Source organism: Mycobacterium sp. TH-M11, assembly GCF_057473725.1.
The window spans coordinates 1-17741 of sequence record NZ_JBYCLD010000172.1; the positions used below are offsets into that span (position 1 = coordinate 1).

Annotated in this window: 18 protein-coding genes and 1 pseudogene; 5 read left to right on the plus strand and 14 right to left on the minus strand. The window is 67.5% G+C overall.

Annotated features, from left to right (window positions below; genetic code table 11):
- Window positions 1-135 (plus strand): annotated as a pseudogene (locus AC2VOG_RS07485) (hypothetical protein); the annotation flags it as partial.
- On the opposite strand, the gene AC2VOG_RS07490 reads toward AC2VOG_RS07485, so the two are convergent.
- The 7 genes from AC2VOG_RS07490 to ssd are packed head-to-tail and all read right to left on the minus strand — an operon-like array spanning window position 132 to window position 4609.
- Window positions 132-431: an Rv3654c family TadE-like protein gene (locus AC2VOG_RS07490; RefSeq protein WP_486939284.1), complete on the minus strand. Its 300-nt coding sequence runs from the start codon at window positions 429-431 to the stop codon at window positions 132-134. The pseudogene AC2VOG_RS07485 and the gene AC2VOG_RS07490 sit on opposite strands and share 4 nt — an antisense overlap.
- A gap of 34 nt (window positions 432-465) precedes the next feature.
- Window positions 466-765 carry a TadE family type IV pilus minor pilin gene (locus AC2VOG_RS07495; protein ID WP_486939285.1) on the minus strand — a complete coding sequence of 100 codons (300 nt, stop codon included), beginning with the start codon at window positions 763-765 and terminating at the stop codon, window positions 466-468.
- A 23-nt stretch (window positions 766-788) separates the two neighbouring features.
- A complete protein-coding gene (locus AC2VOG_RS07500; protein WP_486939286.1) occupies window positions 789-995 on the minus strand; it encodes a DUF4244 domain-containing protein in 207 nt (68 codons plus the stop codon).
- Window positions 996-1012: 17 nt separating this feature from the next.
- Window positions 1013-1591, minus strand: coding sequence for a type II secretion system F family protein (locus AC2VOG_RS07505; RefSeq protein ID WP_486939314.1), 579 nt, complete (start codon window positions 1589-1591; stop codon window positions 1013-1015).
- Window positions 1591-2379 carry a type II secretion system F family protein gene (locus tag AC2VOG_RS07510; RefSeq protein WP_486939287.1) on the minus strand — a complete coding sequence of 263 codons (789 nt, stop codon included), beginning with the start codon at window positions 2377-2379 and terminating at the stop codon, window positions 1591-1593. The genes AC2VOG_RS07505 and AC2VOG_RS07510 overlap by 1 nt, the downstream gene beginning before the upstream one ends.
- Window positions 2376-3533 (minus strand): TadA family conjugal transfer-associated ATPase, encoded by a 1158-nt coding sequence (locus tag AC2VOG_RS07515; RefSeq protein WP_486939288.1) that lies wholly within the window; start codon window positions 3531-3533, stop codon window positions 2376-2378. Before AC2VOG_RS07515 ends, AC2VOG_RS07510 begins: the two co-directional genes overlap by 4 nt.
- On the minus strand, window positions 3530-4609 hold the full coding sequence (ssd, locus tag AC2VOG_RS07520; RefSeq protein WP_486939289.1) for a septum site-determining protein Ssd: 1080 nt from the start codon (window positions 4607-4609) through the stop codon (window positions 3530-3532). The genes AC2VOG_RS07515 and ssd overlap by 4 nt, the downstream gene beginning before the upstream one ends.
- A gap of 381 nt (window positions 4610-4990) precedes the next feature.
- Between ssd and AC2VOG_RS07525 the strand changes: the two genes are divergently transcribed.
- On the plus strand, window positions 4991-5839 hold the full coding sequence (locus AC2VOG_RS07525; RefSeq protein WP_486939290.1) for an HAD-IB family hydrolase: 849 nt from the start codon (window positions 4991-4993) through the stop codon (window positions 5837-5839).
- 406 nt (window positions 5840-6245) lie between these two features.
- Here the strand turns inward: AC2VOG_RS07525 and AC2VOG_RS07530 are convergent, their stop codons facing one another.
- The 5 genes from AC2VOG_RS07530 to AC2VOG_RS07550 are packed head-to-tail and all read right to left on the minus strand — an operon-like array spanning window position 6246 to window position 12039.
- Entirely contained in the window at window positions 6246-7019 is a 774-nt protein-coding gene (locus AC2VOG_RS07530; protein ID WP_486939291.1) for an oxidoreductase, read from the minus strand.
- 60 nt (window positions 7020-7079) lie between these two features.
- Complete coding sequence (locus AC2VOG_RS07535) at window positions 7080-8690, minus strand: dipeptide ABC transporter ATP-binding protein (RefSeq protein WP_486939292.1); 1611 nt, start codon at window positions 8688-8690, stop codon at window positions 7080-7082.
- Window positions 8678-9544: an ABC transporter permease gene (locus AC2VOG_RS07540; protein WP_486939293.1), complete on the minus strand. Its 867-nt coding sequence runs from the start codon at window positions 9542-9544 to the stop codon at window positions 8678-8680. Before AC2VOG_RS07540 ends, AC2VOG_RS07535 begins: the two co-directional genes overlap by 13 nt.
- A complete protein-coding gene (locus tag AC2VOG_RS07545) occupies window positions 9537-10463 on the minus strand; it encodes an ABC transporter permease (protein ID WP_486939294.1) in 927 nt (308 codons plus the stop codon). The genes AC2VOG_RS07540 and AC2VOG_RS07545 overlap by 8 nt, the downstream gene beginning before the upstream one ends.
- Window position 10464: 1 nt before the next feature.
- Window positions 10465-12039, minus strand: coding sequence for a peptide ABC transporter substrate-binding protein (locus AC2VOG_RS07550; protein ID WP_486939315.1), 1575 nt, complete (start codon window positions 12037-12039; stop codon window positions 10465-10467).
- A gap of 148 nt (window positions 12040-12187) precedes the next feature.
- Between AC2VOG_RS07550 and acs the strand changes: the two genes are divergently transcribed.
- Entirely contained in the window at window positions 12188-14143 is a 1956-nt protein-coding gene (acs, locus tag AC2VOG_RS07555; protein WP_486939295.1) for an acetate--CoA ligase, read from the plus strand.
- A gap of 41 nt (window positions 14144-14184) precedes the next feature.
- Here the strand turns inward: acs and AC2VOG_RS07560 are convergent, their stop codons facing one another.
- A complete protein-coding gene (locus AC2VOG_RS07560) occupies window positions 14185-14850 on the minus strand; it encodes a chymotrypsin family serine protease (RefSeq protein WP_486939296.1) in 666 nt (221 codons plus the stop codon).
- 222 nt (window positions 14851-15072) lie between these two features.
- On the opposite strand from AC2VOG_RS07560, the gene AC2VOG_RS07565 reads away from it, so the two are divergent.
- The gene (locus AC2VOG_RS07565) at window positions 15073-15597 is read left to right on the plus strand and encodes a phage holin family protein (protein WP_486939297.1); all 525 of its coding nucleotides are present in this window, start codon (window positions 15073-15075) and stop codon (window positions 15595-15597) included.
- The gene (locus tag AC2VOG_RS07570) at window positions 15598-16557 is read left to right on the plus strand and encodes an alpha/beta fold hydrolase (protein ID WP_486939298.1); all 960 of its coding nucleotides are present in this window, start codon (window positions 15598-15600) and stop codon (window positions 16555-16557) included. It begins immediately after the preceding gene.
- Here AC2VOG_RS07570 and marP read toward each other — a convergent pair.
- Window positions 16550-17740, minus strand: a complete 1191-nt coding sequence (gene marP / locus AC2VOG_RS07575; RefSeq protein ID WP_486939299.1) for an acid resistance serine protease MarP — start codon at window positions 17738-17740, stop codon at window positions 16550-16552. The two genes, AC2VOG_RS07570 and marP, sit on opposite strands and share 8 nt — an antisense overlap.
- Window position 17741: the final 1 nt, after the last annotated feature.

A 17741-nucleotide genomic window follows, 5' to 3' on the forward strand; every position in this document is an offset into this window, starting at 1 on the left:
CACGACGGCGGGTGGGTGCCGGTCCACGTGACCGCCAACCGGGTGGAGATCGACACCGGCACGTTCGCCGGACTGGTCTCGCTGAGGCTGCCGACTCCAGCCGAACTCGCCGCAGCTGGACTGGCCCCCGGTTAGACTGGCCTGGGAGCCGGGCCCGCCCGGGCGGACGCCCGGGCCCTGCCCCATTCGCCCGCACCGACCTCAATGGTGACCACGACGTCGAGGTCTTCGACACCGCAGCCGGCTACATCGGCCCGCATCATGCGGGCCACCGCTCCGGCCCGTGCACACGATGCGTCGGCCCCGGCTGGCACTCGCGCCGCGGCGGCCAGTGCAGCCAGGTCGGCCGCCGCCTGAGCCTGGTGCCGGGCGACTACAGCGGCGCCCAGGGACACGCTGCCACCGGTGACGGTAAGCAGCACGACAACCATCGCGGCCGTGACGACGGTGACCGATCCACGCTCGTTACCATGGCTCGACTGCAGCCATCGCAGTGGCCGAGATTTGCAGGAGCTGAAGCAGATTCGACCTAGCGGTAACCGTCGCAACCACGAATCCGCCGTCGTGGCGAATCTGCACGCCGGCGCCGCCGGGGGCGACTGCGCGGGCTGCCGCGATCGCCGACCGCTCGTCACCGCGGGCCGCCAACCGGGCGGCCTCCCGTGCGGCGTCAATGCAGCAGACTTGCATTGCCAGCGCCGCGATGCCGGCCAGACACAGCGACAGGACCGCGACCAGAGTTGCGACGCCGAACGCTGCTTCCACCGTGGCCGCGCCGGCATTGTCGGCTAGGCCTTGGTGCTCAGCGCGCGGGCGATGATGTTCGTCAGCGCCGAAACGATGGAATCGCCGGTGACGACGGCGTAGAGGACCGCCGCGAATGCCGCCGCCGCAATAGTGCCGATGGCATATTCGACGGTGGACATCCCTGACTCGTCGGCAACCACTATCTTGAGTCTGACTGTTAATGCGCGAAACATGTTGCCTTCTTTCATTTTTCGACATGCTTTCCTCATATCAGGCCGGATTGCAGGAAGTCAGCGGCAAGGCCTGCAATCACCGGGACAACGCCCAGACAGACAAATGCCGGCAGAAAGCACAGGCCCAGCGGGCCGGCGATCAGCACGCCTGCCCGTTCGGCCTTTGCGGCGGCCGCATGAACCGCGTCCTGGCGGCACTGCGTAGCGAGCCCCGCCAACGCACCGGCCAATGCCACACCCGACACCGACGACCGCCGGGCCAACCGCAACAACGCGTCGATCTGCGGGTCAGCGGCGCCCATCGGCGTGGACCAGGCGACGGCCGGATCGGCGCCCAGCGCCAACAGGTCGGCTGCGCGACGTAATACCTGGGCCAACCGCGGTGGCGCCGATGGTGCGGTTGCTGCCGCGGCAGTCGACACCGCCATCCCGGCAGCCAGACAGACCGCGAGCACATCCAGGCTTGACGCCACTCCCAGTGGATCCACCGCTGCTGCCGACCGCCGCGTCAACGGCGGTCGGCGATCCGGCATCGCGGCGCGAGCCCGCACCGCTGAAGGGCCTGCGCTGGACAGCAGCGCAGCGGCGAGAAGCATTGCCGCTGTGGTGATCACGACGCCGCCGCGTCGGTGATGCGATCGGCCCACATCAGCCCGCCACAAACAAGCGTCAGGCCGGCGACCAATAACCAGCCGCCCAGCCCTGCGCCGAGCAGAAATGACAGCGGGCGCGCCCCGATCGCCTGACCCATCAACACCGACAGCACCGGCAGTCCAGCGAGAATGACGGCGGTGGCGCGAGCGCCCGCCATCGCCGCTCGAACCTGAGCCGAGGAGCGTTGCCGCTCAGCTATATCGCGTTGCGCCGCTTGCATGAGCGCGGACATTGCCAGGCCGTGATCGGTGGCCAACTCCCAGCACACGGCCAATCGCTCCCAGTGTGACGGCAGTGCGGCCGTCGCGCCGACTCCGCGCAGTCCCGCGGCGACGTCAGCGCCGAGTCGGGCGCGTGCGGCCACCGCACGGCACGCACCGGCGACTGGTCCGGCTGTCTCCTCTGCCGCCACCGCGAACGCCGTAGCCGGGTGCGCCCCCGCCCTGAGTTCGCCCACCAGCACGTCGATCGCGGTCTCCATCGACCGGCTCTCGTCCATTGCGCGATCGTTGCGGCGCCGACGCCGGCCGCGAAGGAACATGGTTGCGGCCACCGCGGCGAGCCCCAAAACTGTTGTCAATGAGAACAACGCCGTGCTCGTGACCGCGAGGCACGCGATCACGAATGACAACGCCAGCGGCCGCGAGGCATTGCGTCGCTCGCGGCTCAGCCGCCGCCGCGGCGACGACGGACGCATCAGCACCGCAGCCGACAACGCGAGCCCGGCCACCACCGGCCCCGTCACGCCCGACTCCGGCTTCGCACCAACGCCCTAAAGCCCGCGATCTCGTCGGTGCAGCCGCGGTCCGCGTGCCACACCGTGACCGCACGGACACCTCGGTCGGCGCGGCGCAACACGGCAATCTCCTCGAGCCGCCGGCGCCCGTCCCGGTCCCGGGTGACGTGCAGCAACACTTGGACAGCGGCGCTCAATTGACTTTGTAGCGCAGCACAATCCAGACCACCAAGGGCAGCCAATGCCTCGAGACGGGCCGGTACTTCGGCGGGGTTGTTGGCGTGCACCGTCCCCGCGCCACCCTCGTGACCGGTGTTCAGCGCGGCCAGCAGATCGACCACCTCGGCGCCGCGTACTTCACCGACCACGATGCGGTCCGGCCGCATCCGCAACGCCTGGCGGACGAGCTGACGAACGGTGACTTCACCGACGCCCTCGACGTTGGCGCAGCGCGCCACCAATCGCACCAGGTGTGGATGCGGCGGTGCCAGCTCGGCGGCGTCCTCGACACATACGATCCGCTCGTCACCGGCGACCGCGTTCAGCATGGCCGACAGCAATGTCGTCTTGCCCGCGCCGGTCCCGCCGGACACCAGGAACGCAAGCCTGGCGGCGAGCACATCGTGGATCAACTCCGCGGCCTGGGGAGCGATGGCACCGGCCGTGATCAACGCGGCAAGGTCTTGGGTGGCCGGCCGCAGCACCCGCAACGACAGGCAGGTGCCGGCCGCAGCCACGGGCGGCAGGACGGCGTGCAGCCGGACCGCGAAACTACCCAGTCCGGTCAACTGCCCGTCGACCCAGGGCTGCGCGTCGTCGAGTCGCCGGCCCGCCGCCAGCGCCAGCCGCTGCGCCAGACGGCGTACGGCCGCTTCGTCCGCGAAGCGGATATTGGTACGGCGCAATCCTTTTCCTTCGTCGACCCATACTGCGTCCGGCGCGGCGACCAGCACGTCGGTGGTGTTGTCGCCGCGCAGCAGTGGTTCCAGGATTCCTGCGCCGGTCAGCTCGGTCTGCAGTATCCGAAGGTTGGTCAGCAGCTCGGTGTCGCCGAGTACCCCACCGGATTCCGCTCGGATCGCCTCGGCTACCACGTTCGGTCGCAGCGGACCGGACTCGGCCGCCAGCCGCTCGCGCACTCGATCGATCAGCGAACCGCTCATGCCGCACGCCGGTGGGTGCGGCGCGCCGGCAGGACGGCCAGAACCGTGCGGGCCGCGGTGGCCAGCGCAGACCGGCGCCCCATCCGCAGACCTGTGTGCTCGAGTTGCTCGGCCAGCCGCGGATGCGTCCGCATCGACGCCAACAGCGGCACACCTGCGATGGTCGCCACGTCGTCGGCACGCAGACCCCCCGGCGATGGCCCACGGACCACCAGGCCCAGGTTTGGATTTATTCCGGCGAGCACCGGGGCGACGGTCGCGGTAGCCGCGCAGGACCGCACATCGCAAGGACTGACCACAACCACGAGATCTGCTGTGTCCAAGGCAGTTTCAACCGCGCCTGTCATCCGACGCGCGAGGTCGCAGACCACCGTCACACCGCCACGCCGGCCGGCGTCGAGCACGGCTCGCACTGCGCCGCCGTCCAATTCACCTCCGCGCCGGGTGCCCGACAGCAGGCTCATCCCGCGGTGCTGCGGGAGCGCGTCGCGCACGGCCGACCAGGTCAACCGTCCGCCCTGCAGTGTGAGGTCCGGCCACCGCACGCCAGGTGCACTCTCCGCGCCGACCAATAGATCGATGCCGCCCGCCCAGGGGTCTAGATCGACCAGCATCGACTCCGTCGCCACCCCCGCCAGCGCGACCGCGAACAGCGAGGCACCCGCTCCGCCACACCCGCCGATCACCGCCACCACCGCGCCGCGGCTGCCGTCGTCACGAGCTGATTCGACAGCGTCGGCGAGCTCGCGGACCAGGTCATGCTCTTGGGCCGGCAATCTCAACACGTGCCGGGCACCCACCTCGATCGCCGCCGCCCAGGTTGCCGGCGGCGGATCATCGCCGGTCGCGACGATGACGTGCGCACGCCGCGGCAATCCGGTCTGCGCACAGCCCAGTGCCGCCGCCTCGTCGAGCACGACGGCCGACGCCGCCGACCACGCTTTCCGACTCAGCGGCGACGAGTCCGCGGCGTGGACAACCCGCACGCTCACCGCCGCTGCCACTCGGTCCAGTTCATCGCGCAGGACCGGATCGGCGAGGATCGCCAGAATTCCGCGGGCATCGGTGTTCGGCATCGGCCCACCGTGCCGCCGGCAGGGCGGCGGCGCCAGTCGCGCCAACACAATGTGTGGACAACGCCGAGACTGTGCACACCGAGCGTGCGCTGAGAAGACTTACCCGAGAAAAGGGACGACCCCCGCCAGGGGGGGAGGAGGCGAGGGTCGTCGTGTATCAGCCCCGGGGGGTCGGGCTGATACACCTCGGCAAAGCCGAGTGAGGCTTACTATACACACGAGAGTGTCACGCAGCGCAAGGGTTACGCGCGAAACACACCGACGATCCTCAAGTAGCTGAACCAAACGCCTCGCTGGTACCACGCGTTACGGGATCCGTTTTTACCGGGGTTTTTGCAGACAGCGTCGCGGCCCGCCGACTCACCCCCCTATGCTGAGGCGGTGACCGTCTCCGACTCGGCCGCTGACCAGCAAACTTCGCCGATGCCCCCCGGTCGCAGTCCGCGCACGGCGGCATTTTTCGATCTTGACAAGACGATCATCGCCAAGTCGAGCACGCTGGCGTTCAGCAGACCTTTCTTCGCACAGGGGCTGATCAACCGCCGAGCCGTCCTCAAATCGAGCTACGCGCAGTTCCTATTCCTGCTGTCGGGCGCCGACCACGACCAGATGGACCGGATGCGCATTCATTTGACCAACATGTGCACCGGATGGGACGTCGAGCAGGTCAAGTCCATCGTGAGCGAGACGCTGCACGACATTGTCACGCCGCTGGTGTTCGCCGAGGCGGCCGACCTGATCGCCGGCCACAAACTGTGCGGCCGCGACGTCGTGGTGGTCTCGGCTTCCGGTGAAGAACTCGTCGCACCGATCGCGCGCGCACTGGGGGCCACCCACGCGATGGCAACCCGGATGGTGGTTGAGGACGGCAGATACACCGGCGAAATCGGGTTCTACTGCTACGGCGAAGGGAAGGTGCAGGCGATTCGCGAGTTGGCCGCGCGCGAGGGCTATCCGCTCGAGCATTGCTACGCCTACTCCGACTCGATCACCGACATGCCGATGCTGGAGTTGGTCGGGCATCCCAGCGTGGTCAATCCCGACCGCGCCCTGCGACGGGAGGCGAACGCCCGCGACTGGCCGGTGCTGGAGTTTTCCCGACCGGTGTCACTGCGCGACCGCATCCCGGCACCGTCAGGGGCCGCGGTGGCCACCACTGCCGCGGTGGGGATCAGCGCCCTGGCGGCCGGCGCGCTCACCTACTCGCTGCTGCGCCGGTTCGCCCTCTAGACGCGCACAGCAAACTTTCCACGTCACGGCCCAGTATCGCTTTGGCGTTTTCCTGACAATTGACACTTGATGTGATCGGAGTCACGGAGTACAAAGGAGTCACGGAAGCCCGGTACGGCCAAGATCGTTCCAGAAGAGAAGGGCCGATCTCCCGGACGGGGCAACCGAGCACGGTTCTCGGCACCCACGCGGAGTCATAGCCGCGATAATGGCAGAAGTGTTGCGGGCCTGCGTAATTGCGAAGAGCGAACGGCATAGACGGCCCTTTGGGTGGGGCCGACGCCCGGAGCATCGCAAGAACGCCGAGGCCATCCCACGCAGCCCACAGGTGCACGCATGGTAACCGGGATCCGTGCTAGCGGGCGGCGAGCCGAAATCCTTCGGCACGCCGCCCGCTCTGTCGGTTCTAGTGCCCGCCTGCACCCTGTTCGGTGAGGGTGTCAGCAATCGTCAGCGCCTCCTGGGCGCCGGTGCGCATGGCTCGGCAGCACAACACCAACCAGGACGCCATGCCGTCGGGTGTTCCGGAGGCAAAACCGGCCGCGGCTTCGCGGTAGTCGGCGGCGCGACGCATCCATCCCACCTCCGGCACGCCCAGCCCGTGGGGGTCGAGTCCGGTCGCGATGGTGACCAATCTCGACACCGCGCGGGCCACCACACCATCGGCGGTTCCGAACGGCTTCAGGGTCAGCAGCTCACCGTGCGCGACGGCGGCGACCACCGGGGCCGGGGCCTTGGTGCCACCCGACACGATCTGCGCCAGCAGTTCCAGACGAGGTCCGACGTCGGCGTCGGGACGCGGTCGGCCCAGCCGGCTCTCGTCGACCCGGCCGGCTGCGGCCAACATGTGCAACCGGGCCAGCGCCTGCAGCGGCGCGCGCTGCCACACCCCGACCAGGTTGGTCTGGCCACCCTCCAGGGCTTGGGCGACCCGCAGGGATCCCGCGAACACCGGGTCGCTGACGGCGGAGGCATCGAGCTGGTCGTCGAGCTTGTGTCCACCGCCGTCCAGCACCGCTGAGGCTCGCGCTGACCGGAGCGCCGCCTCGGCGGCGGTCACCGGCCATCGCCGCAGGTTGGCGCGGTGGCGGTGCGCCCGGCCGAGAGCCTCGCGCGCCTGGTCGCTGGCCGCGGCGACGCCGGGCAACTCCACCAGCGGGGCAAGCGGATCAGGACTCATCGGCGCCGCTCCTCCCGCCTTCTCCGATCACGCAGCGTCAGTCATCGTCGGCTGCGCAACTCACGAGATGTCAGGATAGCCAGCACCCGCGCCGGGAACGGCGGCCAGTAGCTGGCGCGTGTATTCGTGGCGCGGGCTGGTGAAGACATCCTCGGTGGCCGCATGCTCGACCACGCGCCCGGCCCGCATCACGATCACCTCGTCGGCGATCTGCCGGATCACCGCCAGGTCATGGCTGATGAACAGGTAAGTCAGGCCCAGTTCCGACTGCAGTTCGGCCAGCAACTCCAGGATCTGCGCCTGCACCACGACGTCGAGTGCGGAGACGGCTTCATCGCACACCACGACCTCGGGCTTGAGCGCCAGCGCCCGTGCGATCGCCACCCGCTGGCATTGGCCGCCGGACAATTCACCGGGACGCCGGTTCAGCAGCGACGCGGGCAGCGCGACCTGCTCGGCCAACTCGCGGACGGCCTGGCGGCGCTGGCGACGATCCCCGACCCGGTGGATCCGTAGCGGCTCCTCGATGATCCGGGCCACCGAGTACATCGGATCCAGACTCCCGTGGGGGTTTTGAAACACCGGCTGCACTTTGCGGCGAAATTCCGACGTCTCGCGCCGACTCAGCGACGCGGCGTCGTGATCGTCGAAAAACACTGTGCCCGAGGTGGGTTCCAGTAGTCCCAGCACCATCCGGGCCACGGTGGATTTGCCGGATCCTGATTCGCCCGCGACCGCCAACGTGGTGCCTCGCCTCAGCCGGAACGAGACGTCGTCGACGGCGCGCACCTCCGTGCTCCGCCACGGGGCGCCGTGCGACGATCGGTAGATCTTGGTCAGCCCGGCGGCGACGATCACGTCCGGCGAATCGACGGGCGGGACCTGTCGCGCGGCGGGGGCCTTGCGCAGCGACGGTGCGGCCGCCACCAATTGTTGCGTGTACGGGTGCTGTGGATCACGCAGAATCGCTTGCGCTGCTCCGCTTTCCACGACACGCCCGTGGCGCATGACGACCAGCTGTTCGGCTCGTTCGGCGGCCAGCGCCAAGTCGTGGGTGATCAGCAGCACTGCCGTGCCGAGTTGGCCGGCGAGCTGCTGGAGGTGGTCGAGCACCCGGCGTTGCACGGTGACGTCCAGCGCCGACGTCGGCTCGTCGGCGATCAGCAGCCGCGGCCGGCCGGCCAGCCCGATCGCGATCAAGGCCCGCTGGCAGAGCCCGCCGGACAATTGGTGGGGATACTGCCGGGCGTGCAGCGCTGCATCGGGCATGCCGGCGTCCGCGAGTAACTCGACCGCCCGACGCTCGACATTGTTCGCGCGTAACGCTTCCCGTACTTGAAACCCGACGCGCCACACCGGGTTCAGGTTGGTCATCGGGTCCTGCGGTACGTAGCCGATCCCGCTACCGCGAACGGCCCGGAGTTGGCGTCGGGTGGCGGCCGTGAGGTCGACACCGCCGAAGTCGATGCGGCCCGCGGTGATTCGCCCACCGGGTGGGAGAAGCCCCAGAATCGCCGCTGCGGTGGTCGACTTCCCTGAACCGGATTCGCCGACGATCGCCACGGTTTCGCCTGCTCGCACCGCGAGGTCGACACCGCAGACCGCGGGCTCGTCGCCGAAGCGGACCTCGAGGCCGCTGACGCGCAGCAGCGGCGCGCTCACCGGCGCCACGCTCGGGACGAAGGGTTCAGGGGGTCCAGGGCGTCGCGCAGCACGTCGCCCATGATCATGAACGCCAACACCGTGATCGCCAACGCGCCGGCGGGGTAGAACAGGATCGGTGAACCTGCGCGCAGCCGAATCTGGTCGACATTGATGTCGCCACCCCACGACACGACCGAAGGTGGCAATCCGACCCCCAGGTAGGACAGCGTGGCCTCGGTGACGATGAACAAACCGAGCGCGATGGTCGACACCGCGATCACCGGGCCGATCGCATTGGGCAGAACATGCCGCACCAGAATTCCCAATCTGCTCATCCCCAATGCTTTCGCTGCCAGCACATAGTCGCTGCCGCGAACCGAGAGCACAGCCCCGCGGGTTATCCGGGCGATCTGCGGCCAGCCGAACAACGCCAGGATCGCGATCACCGTCCACACCGTGCGGTGATGCATCACCTGCATCAGCACGATTGCGGCCAGCAGTAACGGGATACCGAAGAACACGTCGGCGATGCGCGAGACGATCGCGTCGAGCCAGCCACCGTAGAAGCCGGCGAGTGCCCCCAGCGCTCCCCCGACGACGAAGACCAGCAGCGTGGCGCCCAGGCCGACGGTGATCGACGCGCGCGCGCCGTAGACGGTCCGGGCGTAGATGTCATGGCCCTGCAGGTCGGTGCCGAACCAGTGCTCGGCCGAGGGCCCCAGCAGGCTCTGATCCGGGTTCGCATAGCCGGGATCGGCGGCAGTGAACAGCGACGGGAACACCGCGACCAGGATGATGCAGGCGATCAGCACCGCGCTGATCACGAACTGCGGGCGCCGCCTCAGCGACCGCCAGACGTCACGCCAAAATGAGTCAGCCATAACGGATCCTGGGATCCAGCGCCGCGTAGAGCAGATCAACGGCGAGGTTGGTGACGAGGTAGACGACGACCAGCACCGTCACGATGGACACCACGGTCGGCGCTTCCTGACGGGTGACCGCTTGATAGAGCACGCCACCGACACCGTGAATGTTGAAGATACCCTCGGTGACGATCGCGCCGCCCATCAGCGCGCCGAGATCTGCACCCAGAAACGTCACCACCGGGATCAGCGAATTACGCAGGATGTGCGCAAGCACCACGCGCGGACGCGATAAGCCCTTCGCGGTGGCGGTGCGCACAAAGTCGGCGTGCACATGGTCAGCCACCGCGGATCGGGTCAGCCGCACCACGGAGGCGAACGACACTGCGCCAAGCACGATCCCGGGCAGCAAGAGGCGCGCGAGCGTGGGCCGGTCGCCCACCGTCACTGCGGCCAGACCCAGTCGCACGCCAAAGACGAACTGAGCGAGGAAGCCCAATACGAAAATCGGCACCGCAACGACGACCAGGCTGGCCACCAGCACCGCGCCGTCGAACAACCCGCCCTTGCGTAATCCGGCGACCACCCCGAACCCGACGCCGAACAGCGTCTCGACTGTCAGCGCTACCATCGCCAGTTTGAATGTCACCGGAAATGCCTGTGCCAGAACGGTGCTGACCGGCAACCCGGAATAGGCGTGCCCCAGATCGCCTCGCAGCACGCCGCCGAGGTAGCGCAGGTACTGCAACCAGAACGGGTCGTCGAGGTGGTACTGCGCGCGCAGGGCGGCGGCCACCGCCGGGCTCACCGGACGGTCGCCGCCCAGCGCCGCGATCGGGTCGCCGGGCAGTAGGAACACCATGCCGTAGATCAAGAAGGTGGCGCCCAAGAACACCGGGACCATCGCCGCGAGGCGTCGTGCGAAGTACCAGCCCATGTCAGTCCTTCACGATGCGTTCGTAGTCGGGCAGCCCGTTCCAGGTCAGCGCGACGTGGCTGACCACGGCCGACCACCCTGCCACCGCGACGGTGTACCACAACGGAATAACGGCCATGTCCTGCAATAGGATTCGCTGCGAGTCATTGGCCATCACGAACGACTGCAGCAGGTCGGGCGCAGCCTCGGCGGCGGCGATCGCCGTGTCGAACTGCGGATTGGAGTAGCCGACATCGTTGGCGCCGGCATCGGTGACAAACAGCGGTTCGAGAAATTCCAGCAGCGAAGGGAAGTCGCCCTGCCACCCGGCGCGGAACGCCGTGCTGATCGTGTGGCTGGTGATCTGCGCCCGGAAGCCGGCGAAGGTAGGCTGCGGCGCACCGAAAGCGTCGATGCCGAGCGTGTTCTTGATGCTGTTGGCGACCGCGTCTACCCACTCTTGATGCGAGCCGTCGGCATTGTAGGAGATCGCATATGTGCCAGACCATTTCGAGATCGCATCGGCCTGTGACCACAATGCCCGCGCTCGACCCGGGTCGAAGTTCAGCGCATCGTTTCCGACGATGTGGGGATCGTATCCGGGTAGCGAACTCGCGGTGAAATCGCGGGCCGGGGTGCGGGCGCCGGCGAAGATTTTGCGGCAGATCTGATCCCGGTTGATGGCCGCCGAGAGTGCGAGGCGGCGTAGCCGGCCCTCTTCGCCGGCGAAGTGCGGCAGCCGTAACGGTGTGTCCAGCGTCAAGTTCACCGCGGCGGGTGCGCTCACCGCTCGGTCGCCGAGGTCGCGACGGTAGGCGTTGAGCACGCTGGGCGGAATGGTGTCCAGCACATCGAGATTGCTTGATAGAAGATCAGCGTAGGCGGTGTCGAGGTTGGCGTAGAAGACGAATCGGAGGCCCTTGTTCCGCGGCGTCCGGTTGCCGTGATAGCCGGGGTTGGCGACGAGGTCGAGCTTGACGTTGTGCTGCCAGGCCGGGTTGCCCGGCTCGTCGCCGAGTCGGTAGGGTCCGTTGCCAATCGGGTGCCGGCCGAATGCCGCGATGTCTTTGAAGGCCGAGTCGGGCAGCGGATAGAACGGCGAAAAGCCCAGTCGCAGCGTGAAATCGATGGTCGGCCGGGTGAGCCGAACAGTGAATTCGCGCTCGTTGACCACCTGCAGTCCCGACATCGTGGTCGCTGTCGGCTTCGGCGCGGCCACCTCGGCAAAGCCGTCGATGGGGGTGAAAAAGCTCTGCTGCAGCTGAGCATGGCTGCCCAGTGCGCCGTAGTTCCACGCGTCGACGAATGAATGTGCGGTGACCGGCGACCCGTCGGTGAACGTCCAGCCCGGTTTGAGCACGATGCGGTAGTTGACGTTGTCGGTGGTCTCAATCGCGCGCGCCACCTCCAACGCGGGCGCACCCTGGGCGTCATAGGAGATCAGCCCGGCGAACAACCGGTCGACGATCCGACCGCCGTTGGTGTCGTTGGTGTTGGTGGGGATGAGTGGGTTTTGCGGCTCCCCGGCATTGACGGTCACCACGTCGGTTCGGACGCTGCCCATACCGCAGCCGGTCAGCGCGGCGGCAGCCAGCATGGCGCTCACCGCGAAGATGCCAAACCGATGCAAGCCGCCCTCCCTCCGATTCCGCAATACACTCTCAGAGCGCCTGTCACCCGTGCCCACGCGACTGTATTGCCTACAGCCGCTCAAAGATCAACTCAGGCTGATTAGGCTCGTGCCCGTGACCGAGACGCAGCCGCACCCACCGTCATATCCACCGTCGAGCGAGTTTGCCAGCCACGCCAACGCCGGTGCCGAGCTTTACCAACGGGCCGATCGGGACCGGTTGGCGTTCTGGGCCGAGCAAGCCAACCGACTGTCCTGGGCCACACCGTTTTCCGAGGTGCTGGACTGGTCTGCGCGGCCTTTTGCGAAATGGTTCACCGACGGCACACTGAACGTCGCCTACAACTGCGTGGACCGGCACGTCGAAGCCGGCAACGGTGATCGCGTCGCGATCCATTGGGAGGCCGAACAAGTCGGCGAAGGCCGCACGCTGACCTACAGCGAGCTACAGGCCGAGGTGAGCAAGGCGGCCAACGCGCTGGCCGACCTGGGTCTGGTTGCCGGCGACCGCGTCGCGATCTACCTGCCGATGATTCCCGAAGCCGTCGTCGCGATGCTGGCCTGTGCGCGGCTGGGCGTGCTGCACAGTGTGGTGTTCGCCGGGTTCACCGCCACCGCTCTGGGCGCTCGCATCGCCGACGCCCAGGCCAAACTGCTGATCACCTCCGACGGGCAGTTCCGCCACGGCAAAGCGGAGCCGCTGAAGGAGGCGGCCGATCGAGCCGTCGCCGACACCACCACGATCGAACACGTCCTGGTGGTCAAGCGGACCGGCAGCGACATTGCCTGGACGCCGGGCCGCGACGTGTGGTGGCATGACGTCGTCGGCTCGGCGTCGCCCGAGCACAGCGCGCAGGGATTCGCGGCCGAGCACCCGCTGTTTCTGCTCTACACCTCCGGCACCACCGGCAAGCCCAAGGGGATCGTGCATACCAGCGGCGGTTACCTCACCCAGGCGTCCTACACCCACCACTACGTCTTCGACATCAAGCCGGAAACCGACGTGTTCTGGTGCACCGCCGACATCGGCTGGGTCACCGGACACACCTACGGCGTTTACGGCCCGCTGTCCAACGGCGTCACTCAGGTCGTCTACGAGGGAACGCCGTCCACCCCCACCCAACACCGGCATTTCCAGATCATCGAAAAGTACGGTGTGACAATCTATTACACGGCGCCAACGATGGTTCGGACCTTCATGAAGTGGGGCCGTGAGATCCCCGACGCCCACGATCTGTCCAGCCTGCGGTTGCTGGGCTCGGTCGGCGAGCCGATCAACCCGGAGGCCTGGCGCTGGTATCGCAACGTCATCGGCCGCGATGCCATCCCGATCGTGGACACCTGGTGGCAGACCGAAACCGGCGCGGCCATGATCGCCCCGCTGCCCGGCGTCGCAGCGGCAAAACCGGGCTCGGCGATGACCCCGCTGCCCGGCGTGTCGGCAAAGATCGTCGACGACGACGGCCATCAGCTTGCGCCGCCGTCATCCGACGAGGGCGAGCACACCAGCGGATATCTCGTCCTCGATCAGCCGTGGCCGTCGATGCTGCGCGGCATCTGGGGCGACGACGACCGCTTCCGCGAGACGTACTGGTCCAAGTTCGCCGAGCAGGGCTGGTATTTCGCCGGCGACGGCGCGCGCTACGACTCCGACGGCGCAATCTGGATCCTGGGCCGTATCGACGACGTGATGAACGTGTCGGGGCACCGCATCTCGACGGCGGAAGTGGAGTCAGCACTGGTCGGCCACGCCGCGGTGGTCGAGGCCGCGGTGGTGGGCGCCACTGATGCCACCACCGGCCAGGCGATCTGCGCGTTCGTCGTCCTGCAAGCCGGGCATGCCGAGACGACCGGCCCGCAGCTTATCGACGAATTGCGCGGCGAAGTGGCCCGGACGATCTCACCGATCGCCCGTCCGCGGGAATTGCATGTGGTGCCCGAGTTGCCGAAGACCCGCAGCGGGAAAATCATGCGACGGTTGCTGCGCGACGTCGCCGAAAAGCGCGATCTCGGCGACACGTCCACACTGCTCGATCCCGGCGTGTTCGAGGCGATCCGATCTGCCCAGTAAGTCGCCCGGCGCCCGGGCGGGCTCGCGGACGAGCCGGGCCATCAATTCGAGTCGGGGATCGGGACGAACCCGGCGCCGGGGCGGTTCTTGGCCTGCAGATCGGCCAGGTCGGCATTGATCGACTGCACCACCGCCGGAGTGTGCAGCGGGATGTACTTGATGATGCAGACCGGCAGGTTGTCGCTGAACGCGCCGTGGATCATGCCGACCAGTTGGTTGTTGACGGTCACCGGGGCGCCCGAATCGCCGGGCTGTCCGCATACCTGCATCAGGATCGTGCCGGGCTCCTGACCCGGCCCCCAGGTGACACCGCACGAATTGCCGGTGGTGCGGCCCTGCTTGCATGCGATCTGGCCGAATGCCGGGTCTGGACCGATACCGCTGATCAAGAAGCCGCCGAAATTTGCCTGCGGCAACACCTTTGACTTGTCGAATTGAATGACCGCGTAGTCGAGCTGGTCGTTGCCGGAAATCATGGTGCCCACGGTGCCGCGGCCCTTGGCCGACTCGACGGCCACCACCGCGCCGGGCCCGCCGCAGTGCGCGGAGGTGAAGCCGATCAGATCGCCCTTGGGATCGGTGCCGATCGTCGTCAGCGTGCAGAGCGCCTCACCGTTGACGAGGATGCCCGCTCCACCGCCGAGCGGAACGCGATCGTCGGCTCGCGCCGGAGCGGCGGGCAGGCCGGCTGCGGCCGTCACGATCATGGCCGTCGCGATGCGGAGCAGCCGACGACACAGCATCTGCAAGGCGGTTGTCTCCCGTCGGCATGTGAGCACAGACCATCAGTGGAGGCGCCAGTCTAGCCGCATCAGAGGCCGCCGGAGCGGATCCTCAAACCCGCCTTGGCTCGTCTGGCATCGGCGTGCATGGCAACATGAACGCGACGACCGCGCGTCCTGCGACAAGCCAGCCCGGAAGGACCGTCTGTGAGCAAGTCCGATCGAAACAACGGCGACCGTAAGGACGGCGTTCCCCGCACGCTGACCGCCATCCCGCTGACCGATCCGCACGCATTGTCCGCCGAACCGTCGGTCGGCGAGCTGGTCAAAGACGCCACCGCGCAGCTGTCGACGCTGGTGCGCGCCGAAGTCGAGTTGGCCCGCGCCGAGATCACCCGCGATGTCAAGAAAGGCCTGACCGGCAGCGTGTTCTTCATCGCCGCGCTGGTGGTGCTGTTCTATTCGACGTTCTTTTTCTTCTTCTTCCTGGCCGAATTGCTGGGCACCTGGTTGTGGCGCTGGGCGGCGTTCCTGATCGTCTTCGGGATCATGATGGTGGTGACGGGGGCGCTGGCGCTGTTCGGCTTCCTCAAGGTGCGGCGCATCCGCGGACCGCGACAAACCATCGAATCCGTCAAGGAAACCCGGTTGGCGTTCACGCCGGGCCATGACAGTCCCGCGCCGCCGGCGCTGAGCCAGGACGGCGCGCCCGCCGATCCCTCGGGTTGGTAGATGGCCCCACCTGATCCGTCGATCGTGCGTATCGACGGTCCATGGCGTCATCTCGACGTACACGCCAACGGCATCCGGTTCCATGTCGTCGAGGCGATTCCGGACGACGACACCACCCCGGCCACGACGCGACCGTTGGTGATCATGTTGCACGGCTTTGGTTCGTTCTGGTGGTCGTGGCGTCATCAACTGCGCGGCCTGAGCGGGCCGCGGGTGGTGGCGGTGGATCTGCGCGGCTACGGCGGCAGCGACAAACCGCCCCGCGGGTATGACGGCTGGACGCTGGCCGGTGACACCGCGGGGTTGATTCGTGCGCTGGGACACTCGTCGGCGACGCTGGTCGGCCACGCCGACGGCGGCCTGGTGTGTTGGGCCACCTCGGTGCTGCACTCACGGCAGGTGCGCGCGATCGCGGTGATCAGTTCGCCGCACCCGGCCGCGCTGCGACGTTCGGCGCTGACCCGCCGCGATCAGGGCCGGGCGCTGCTGCCTTCGCTGCTGCGCTACCAGGTGCCGATCTGGCCCGAGCGGGCCTTGACCCGTCATCACGGCACGGAACTCGAGCAGCTGATCCGCAGCCGCGCCGGCGCCAAATGGGTTGCTTCGGAGGATTTTTCCGCGACGGTCGGCCACCTACGAGAGGCCATCCAGATTCGCTACGCGGCGCACTGCGCCCTGGAGTACCAACGCTGGGCCGTGCGCAGTCAGTTACGCGATGAGGGCCGGCGCTTCATGCGGTTGATGAGCCGGCCGTTCGGCATTCCGATGCTGCACATCCACGGCGACGCCGATCCCTACGTCCTGGCCGACCCAGTCGAGCGAACACAGCGCTACGCGCCGCACGGGCGATACGTATCAATCGCTGGCGCAGGGCATTTCAGCCACGAAGAAAACCCCGACGAAGTCAACGGCCACCTGTCGCGGTTTCTCGATCGGGTCTACCGGTCTCCACTCAACTGACGCACACCCCGGTGGACACCGGCTTGGTGTCACCGATGTGCGAAAGCTCAGGGTCCACTTCCTTGGCGGTCAACACAAAACCGGTGTCGTTGTCGTCGACCGCCGCGCCGAACACGACACCGATCACCTGACCCTCCAGGTTGATCAGCGGCCCGCCTGAATTGCCTTGTTCGACATCGGCTCTGACGGTGTAAACCTCACGGTTGATGGTCGCTGTGCGGTAGATGTCGGGCCCGTTGAGTTCGATGAGTTCGCGGATCCTGGCCGGCGTCGCGATGAATCCACCGCCGCCCGGGTAGCCCATCACGATGGCTTCGGTACCCGACGTCACCGGGGTGTTGGCGAACGCCAGCGGCCCGGCGGGCAGATGGGGCACCGACAAGATCGCGATGTCGACGGTCGGGTCGTAAAACACGACGGTCGCGTCGTAGGGATTGCCACTGGCCTCCACCGTGACGGTGCTCGAGCCGGCGACAACGTGCGCATTGGTCATCACCCGATCCGGTGAGAGCACAAACCCGCTGCCCTCCAGTACTTTCGAGCAACTCGGCGCAACTGCCCGGACCTTGACCACACTCGGTTCGGTTTTGGCGACGACCGGACTCTTGGCCAGCACCGAGTCCGGGGCGGCGACCGCGACGACCGGTGTGCGGCTGAACGGTTCGAGCACCTGCGGCAGACCCGAGGTGTCCAGCAGCGCGGACAACCGCTTGGGCACCGTCTTCAGCCATTCCGGTGCGTAGTGGTTGACTTCGCCTAAAACCCGCGAACCCCGCACTGCCGCAGCCAAACTGGGCTGCCCTGCCGATGACGTCAACGGAGTCGCCAGCAGCCACGCCGCCACCAGCACCACGACCAACTGCACCGCCACACCGATCAGGGAGTCAAGAAATCGTATCGAATTGCTGTGGATCGCGCCGCGGACCGCGCGGCCCAACACCACACCGGCGACCTCACCGACGACCACCAGCGCCAGGATCAGGAACATCGCGGCGAACAGCTTCGCCCGCGGTGCGGCGACGTGCGCGACCAGGTGCGGGGCCAGCAGCACACCGGCGATCGCGCCCAGCAGCACACCGACGAAAGACAGCAGCGAGCCCAGCGCGCCCGAACGCCAGCCCGAGGTCGCCGCGATGAACGCGACGGCCAGCACCGCGATGTCCAACCACTGTGAGGAGCTCATC

Coding starts and splice junctions, on each gene's coding strand:
- AC2VOG_RS07560 (WP_486939296.1), bottom strand. CDS start 14,850: ATGATCGTGACGGCCGCAGCCGGCCTGCCCGCCGCTCCGGCGCGAGCC.
- AC2VOG_RS07515 (WP_486939288.1), bottom strand. CDS start 3,533: ATGAGCGGTTCGCTGATCGATCGAGTGCGCGAGCGGCTGGCGGCCGAG.
- AC2VOG_RS07500 (WP_486939286.1), bottom strand. CDS start 995: ATGAAAGAAGGCAACATGTTTCGCGCATTAACAGTCAGACTCAAGATA.
- AC2VOG_RS07490 (WP_486939284.1), bottom strand. CDS start 431: ATGGTTGTCGTGCTGCTTACCGTCACCGGTGGCAGCGTGTCCCTGGGC.
- AC2VOG_RS07550 (WP_486939315.1), bottom strand. CDS start 12,039: ATGCTGGCTGCCGCCGCGCTGACCGGCTGCGGTATGGGCAGCGTCCGA.
- ssd (WP_486939289.1), bottom strand. CDS start 4,609: ATGCCGAACACCGATGCCCGCGGAATTCTGGCGATCCTCGCCGATCCG.
- AC2VOG_RS07545 (WP_486939294.1), bottom strand. CDS start 10,463: ATGGGCTGGTACTTCGCACGACGCCTCGCGGCGATGGTCCCGGTGTTC.
- marP (WP_486939299.1), bottom strand. CDS start 17,740: ATGAGCTCCTCACAGTGGTTGGACATCGCGGTGCTGGCCGTCGCGTTC.
- AC2VOG_RS07540 (WP_486939293.1), bottom strand. CDS start 9,544: ATGGCTGACTCATTTTGGCGTGACGTCTGGCGGTCGCTGAGGCGGCGC.
- AC2VOG_RS07530 (WP_486939291.1), bottom strand. CDS start 7,019: ATGAGTCCTGATCCGCTTGCCCCGCTGGTGGAGTTGCCCGGCGTCGCC.
- AC2VOG_RS07570 (WP_486939298.1), top strand. CDS start 15,598: ATGGCCCCACCTGATCCGTCGATCGTGCGTATCGACGGTCCATGGCGT.